This is a genomic window from Nocardia sp. NPDC060220 (genome assembly GCF_042727815.1).
Lineage (GTDB): Bacteria > Actinomycetota > Actinomycetes > Mycobacteriales > Mycobacteriaceae > Nocardia.
On sequence record NZ_JBHWZY010000418.1, the window covers coordinates 1 to 5,947 of the forward strand.

Annotated in this window: 7 protein-coding genes; 3 read left to right on the plus strand and 4 right to left on the minus strand. The window is 64.1% G+C overall.

Going from position 1 to position 5,947, the window contains the following annotated elements; genetic code table 11:
- The 3 genes from ACFWF3_RS21185 to ACFWF3_RS21195 form a co-directional block, all read left to right on the plus strand.
- Positions 1-566: ABC transporter ATP-binding protein (locus ACFWF3_RS21185; RefSeq protein WP_379314973.1), on the plus strand; the 566-nt coding region annotated here is incomplete at its 5' end.
- Complete coding sequence (locus tag ACFWF3_RS21190; protein WP_379314974.1) at positions 556-1,443, plus strand: ABC transporter permease; 888 nt, start codon at positions 556-558, stop codon at positions 1,441-1,443. The genes ACFWF3_RS21185 and ACFWF3_RS21190, both read left to right, overlap by 11 nt.
- A gap of 3 nt (positions 1,444-1,446) precedes the next feature.
- Complete coding sequence (locus ACFWF3_RS21195; RefSeq protein WP_379314975.1) at positions 1,447-2,499, plus strand: ABC transporter substrate-binding protein; 1,053 nt, start codon at positions 1,447-1,449, stop codon at positions 2,497-2,499.
- Between the two features lie 45 nt (positions 2,500-2,544).
- On the opposite strand, the gene ACFWF3_RS21200 is transcribed toward ACFWF3_RS21195, so the two are convergent.
- The 4 genes from ACFWF3_RS21200 to ACFWF3_RS21215 form a co-directional block, all read right to left on the minus strand.
- Positions 2,545-3,309 (minus strand): ESX secretion-associated protein EspG, encoded by a 765-nt coding sequence (locus ACFWF3_RS21200; RefSeq protein ID WP_379314976.1) that lies wholly within the window; start codon positions 3,307-3,309, stop codon positions 2,545-2,547.
- Positions 3,306-4,451, minus strand: a complete 1,146-nt coding sequence (locus ACFWF3_RS21205; RefSeq protein ID WP_379314977.1) for a hypothetical protein — start codon at positions 4,449-4,451, stop codon at positions 3,306-3,308. Before ACFWF3_RS21205 ends, ACFWF3_RS21200 begins: the two co-directional genes overlap by 4 nt.
- A gap of 152 nt (positions 4,452-4,603) precedes the next feature.
- Positions 4,604-4,990, minus strand: a complete 387-nt coding sequence (locus tag ACFWF3_RS21210) for a hypothetical protein (protein WP_379314978.1) — start codon at positions 4,988-4,990, stop codon at positions 4,604-4,606.
- A 33-nt stretch (positions 4,991-5,023) separates the two neighbouring features.
- Entirely contained in the window at positions 5,024-5,554 is a 531-nt protein-coding gene (locus ACFWF3_RS21215) for a DUF3558 domain-containing protein (RefSeq protein ID WP_379314979.1), read from the minus strand.
- Positions 5,555-5,947: the final 393 nt, after the last annotated feature.

Below are 5,947 nucleotides of genomic sequence, written 5' to 3' on the forward strand. Positions count from 1 at the left end.
TCGGCTACATGTTCCAGCAGGATGCCGTGCTGCCGTGGCGCAGCGTGCTCGACAATGTCGCGCTCGGCCCGCGCTTTCGTGGCGTGTCGAAAGCCGAGGCGAAGGCGAAGGCCGCCGAATGGGTGCGCATCGTGGGACTTGCCGGATTCGAGGACTATTACCCGCACCAGCTCTCCGGCGGCATGCGCAAGCGCGTCGCACTGGCCCAGACCCTGGTGAACGAACCCGAGATCATGCTCATGGACGAGCCGTTCAGCGCGCTCGACGTCCAGACTCGCCAGCTCATGCAGGACGAACTGCTGCGCGTGTGGGCAGGCACCGACGCCGCGGTGATCTTCGTGACCCACGACCTCGAGGAGGCCATCGCCCTGGCCGACCGGGTCGTGGTGATGACCGCGAGCCCCGCGACCGTCTGCGGTGACTTCCGCGTCACTCTCGAACGTCCGCGCAATGTCGAAGAGGTGCGCCTCACCGAGGAATTCCGCGACCTCTACCGGGAAATCTGGGAAACGCTGCGCGATCAGGTCGAGGCGGCTCGCACGAAGGGAGCGACCCGTGTCGCTTGAGACGATGACCGCGATCGCCGCGACGGCGCCGGAGGTCGAGGCGGAATCCGAGGAGCAGATCCTGGCCCGGGTGAAGGCCAAGAACCGCAAGTCCAAGCTGCGGGTGTGGGGTCTGCGTGCCGCGCTGATCGTGCTGTGGCTGGGATCGTGGGAGCTGGTCGCCAGCGTCTGGATCGACCCGTTCTTCTACTCCAAGCCCTCCCTGATCTGGGATCGGCTGGTCGAATGGTTCACCGAGGGAACGCAGTTCGGGTCGATCTGGCTGCAGATCTTCACCACCGTGCAGGAAGCCGTGCTCGGCTTCGTGATCGGCACCGTCGCCGGTGTCGTGCTGGGCACCTTGCTCGGCCGCAGCCGCTACTGGGCCGACGTGCTCGCCCCGTTCATCAAGGCGCTCAACGCCGTGCCCCGCATCGTGCTGGCCTCGCTGTTCATCATCTGGTTCGGCTTGGGCCTGAGTTCCAAGGTCGCGACCGTGGTGGTGCTGGTGTTCTTCGCCGTGTTCTTCAACGCCTTCACCGGCGCCAGGGAAGTCGACGGCAATGTCATCAACAACGCCCGCATCCTGGGTGCGAGTAAACGTCAGATCCTCGGCTCCATCGTGCTGCCCAGCGCCACGACCTGGATCCTGTCCAGCCTGCACACCGCCTTCGGGTTCGCGCTGATCGGCGCGGTCGTGGGTGAATACGCCGGTGCCAGTAAAGGTTTGGGCCTGCTGATCTCCAACGCCCAGGGCACCTTCGACGCGGCAGGCATCTACGCGGGCATGATCATCATCACCGTGGTCGCCCTGATCGCGGAATCGCTCATCGGCTTCGCGGAAGGGCACCTGCTGAAATGGCGTCCCTCGCAGGCACAGTCGGGTCACGGGGTGTAGACGATGAGATACCGCAAGCCCTTCGCACTGGCGCTGCTCGCGATCAGTTCGCTGCTGCTGGCCACCGGATGCCGCGATTCGCGGTCCATCCCGATGGCCGACGGCAGACCTCAGATCACCATCATGGTCGGCGGTCTGGAGAAGGTGATCTACCTGCCGGCGATGCTCGCCCAGCAGCTCGGCGCGTTCGAGGCCAACGACATCGACGTGAAGCTGCTCGGCGAACAGTCCGGCGCCAGCGCCGAAACCGCCCTGCTCACCGGTGACGTCCAGGCCGTGGTCGGCTTCTACGACCACACCATCGACCTCCAGGCCAAAGACCAGTGCCTGCAGACCGTGGTCCAATTCGCCGACGTGCCAGGCGAAGTGGAACTGGTCTCCACCGCCGACGCCGACACCATCCGCTCGCCCGCCGACTTCCGCGGCCGCAACCTCGGCGTCACCTCGCTCGGCTCGTCGACCGACTTCCTCACCCAGGCGCTGGCCGGTCAGGAGGGTCTGAGTACCTCCGACTACACCAGGGTGAAAGTCGGTGCGGGACAAACCTTCATCGCGGGCATGAACCACGACGGCATCGACGCGGGCATGACCACCGACCCCACCGTGGCGAAAATGGTCCAGTCCGGTGACGCGAAGATCCTCACCGACATGCGCAACGAGGAAGGCACCCGCGCCGCACTCGGCGGCCTGTACCCCGCCTCATCGCTGTACATGAAGTGCGACACCGTTTCCGCGCACCCGGAGATCGTCCAGAAACTGGCCAACGCCTTCGTGCAGACGCTGCGCTGGATCGACACCCACAACCCCGACGAGATCGCCGCGAAGATGCCGTCCCAATACGCCGGCAGCGACCCCACCCTCTACGCGAAATCCATCCGCGACTCGATCGGCATGTTCAACGGCGACGGCCTGATGAAACCCGAAGGCGCCCAGAACGTCCTCCGCATCCTGGGCCGATACTCCCGCAACGTGGCCCCCGTCCGGGACCGCATCGACCTCGAAGCCACCTACACCAACCAATTCGTCGAACAAGCGCACCGAACCCCAGCCCAGTAACGCCATCGACCCCTGCCGTGACTCATGGCAGGGGTCGATGCGTGTCTATCGGTAGGCGGGTTCGTTGTCTTCGCGATAGATCGCGATGGCCGATTTCATCAACCGCACCAACGACCCTCGGGCATCGCCGGTATCACCCGGTCGCGCCTCGATCACAGAGCCTCGTTCGGTGACCAGGTAGCGCCCATCCGGGAAATCCATCACGTGGAAGCCCTGTCCGGGTTGTGGCCGGTTGTCCGTCGCGGCGCCCGGATAGCCCGCCACGTATACCAGCGTCGACCGGGGCCGCCCGAAGAAATCATCCGCCTTCTGCTGCGGCGTGCGCCGGTCGGCCGCCCACGGATCGTAGGGTGCTTCCTCGTCGAAGTCGTTGCTGTTCATCGAGAACACGTCCCCGCCCGCCGCCCCCGTCTTCGGCAGCCGGGCAAGGAGCTTGTCGGGCAGCTGTTCGATCTCGAGCATGCTCATCCGGATGTCACCGCCCTCGTGGTCGAGCGGCACCCGCTGCTGTTCCACCAGCACCGCCTGCTGCCCCCGCACCGCCGCGAACGACCGCAACTTCTCCCCGTCGCCGTACCCGGCGAGCTCGAATCGCGCTTCCGGCTCGAGCAGAATTTGCAGCGCCGCGTCCAGCGAGTGGTCGAATATCGGCAGAATCCGCTGGGCCTCGTCCTGCCACAGCCGGTCGTAGTCGTCCACGGTCACCGCGTCCGCCTGCGTCTGCAACGGATAGGGGAGCACATCGCGATCCGCCGCGCGCCACAGCACCGTGAACCCGAGCGCACTGAACTGCCACTGTCCCTGGCTCATGCGCCGATCACCGGCGGCACCGTCTTGGCCCGCTGATCCTCGCTGAGCCCCGTGAGTTCTTCACCGTTCTCCTGATTGATCAGATAGTCCTTCGTCCCGGATTCCTTCTCGTCATCGCCCTTCCCGCCCTTCCCGCCACCGGCACCCATACCGCCCATGCCCGACATCCCGCGGCCCGAACCGGCGGAACCCGCCCCTCCTGCACCGGCACCGCCCTTTCCCGCAGCTGCGCCACCCGGAGTGCCCGGAACGGCCGCTCCTGGCACACCGGAACCCGGTGTCCCCGCACCGGGCGAACCGCCACCCGGAGAACCGCCGGTGCCCATCGGTGTCGTCGACGCGGGAGTGGTGCCGGTCGGTGAAGTCGGCGTGGTCGGCACGGTGGACTGCGGTGTCGTCGCCGCAGGCTCCGTGCTCGACGGTGTCGTGTCGTCGCCGGTGTCGTCGTCGGAGGGGTCCTCCGTCGTCGGCGTCTCCGTGGTCGGCTGTTCGGTCGTGGGCTGTTCGGTGGTGGGCTGTTGTGTGGTCGACTTCTTGTCGGTGGTGTCGTTCTTGCTGCCGTTGTCATCGCCCGGCTTCGAGCCGGTATCCAAGGGGTTGTACGGCTGGGGGACGAGTGGAACGTCAGTGTCCGCGATCTTGATCGCCTCGTAATAGATGCCCTTGACCACCTCCGCCCCTTCCGATTTCGCGGTATCGGCGTTGTGGCTGTCCATCTTCCAGGTGGGTCCGGGGATGTAGCTCGCGATCCCGCTGAGCGTGGAGCCTTCGTGCGGCTGGACCCGGTCCTTGGCGATCTGCATGGCCGACTCGACCACCTTCACCTTCTCGGCCATCATCTGCGCCGACGACAGCAGGTTTCCCGACTTCTCGACATAGTCCTTGATGCCCGCACCGGCGCTGGCTCCCGCGTTACCGGTCCACTTCTCCCCGATCGCTTTCCCGATTTCGGCGTCGTAGGTCTTGAAACCCTGTTCGAGCTTGTTGCGCAGGGTCTCCCAACGGGTGTGCAGCGTGTTGACATCGGTCATCGACATCGCGGAGACCCGCTCGTACAGGTCCGACATCTGACTCGGTTCGTCGTACGAGACGACCTGCGGCTTCTGGTAGGCGCCGTCGAATTCGTTTTTCAACTCCGCCAACCGATTCCGTGCGATATGCGCGTCCGGGCTCTCGTCCGTCGAGCGGGTCGGCTTGCTACCGTCGGCGTAATCCTTCAATGAGAGGTATGTGCTACCTCCCGGAATGGAGTTGACGACTGCCCTACCGACGACATTGTCCAAGAATGACATTCTTAACCACCACTGGGAAGGTTGGCGCCCTGTGAAGTCAGCGCTTGCGCTTGGGCTACTTGCTGGTCTTCGTACTTCTTCACCGAGATCTCGATGGTGTCGCGGATCAGCGTGAGAACCTGTATGTGTTCTTCAAAAGCTGTATTGAAATCGCGCTCCCCGCCAATGGCTTTCATTCCGAGCATCTTGGACAGCTCGTCCGCTGCGTTGAAGCGACCCAAGCCGGACACCGACGAGAGAGAGCTCAGGCTCTGTTTCAGCTCACTGAACAGTGTTATCTGCCTGTTGCACGCGTCACGACAGCTCGTCGATACAGACGGATCCAAGTAGAGATTCCCGGACTCTGCGTTGGATTTCAGAGTCTCCCAACGAGACTTCTCGTCTGCCATTCACCCCACCCTTCTGTACATGTATTTTGCTATCTACTTCGGGAAAAGCGGAACAATCGCCGCGGCCATCGGCTGCAGCCGTTCGCACGGTGGAGTTTTCCGCTCTTTGACGCCGGTGTTGAGCATGTCTAGCTGAGCAAACCCACTAGTTGTCTGGAACACCAGCGAGCAATCCTCATCGGCATCGTGATGACTTTGCCGGAATTGAAGGCCCTGACGTCCGGCGACCGCTACATCCTTGAACTCGATGTTCGTCGACTTCTGGCGCACTTCATCGACTGTGTGAATCGTCGTATAAACAGTGAGGCCATAGCCAGGTGGGTAGGCCGAAGCGCTCCATGCGCAGATTTTCCAACCGGGCTCCTCGGCACCGAGGATGCCCGACCGCTTCGACGCCACATCCAGCCCCATGCTGGTCAAAGTGGAATCCGGGATCTGGCTGCACGGGTCCCACAAGGCCGCAGTAGCCGCCGCCTGATCGGTGGTCGCACTTGGCTGCGCCTTCCCGCTCTCGGTAGTGGAACACCCCGCCACCGCAAGCACCCCACACAACACCGCGCTCACCAACACAGACCGTCGCCGCACGAGCATCCTCCGTCTTCCCCGATCACCGAGCCACACCGTCCGGCCGAGCCCGCACCAACCCACGGCCGTCCGCATGCTCCCCGCACTCGGCCACCCCGTCGTTGCGCACAGCCTACGACACCACTGCACCCAATTCACCTCACTGCCCCCGCCCATGAAACCTCCTCGACTCCACCGAGTTCCGCCGTGCGAGAGTGCAGACAACCTTCGACAACAACCCACGGCGACGCCCGACGGTGGCGAGTCGTGCGCTCGAACATCGATCCACCCCACCCACAGCATCACACTCAATCGGCCACTGAGATGGCCATCCTTCACACCCTTAGACGCACCGAAGCCCCTTCTGGTTCCATCGATTTCACCGCACGGACC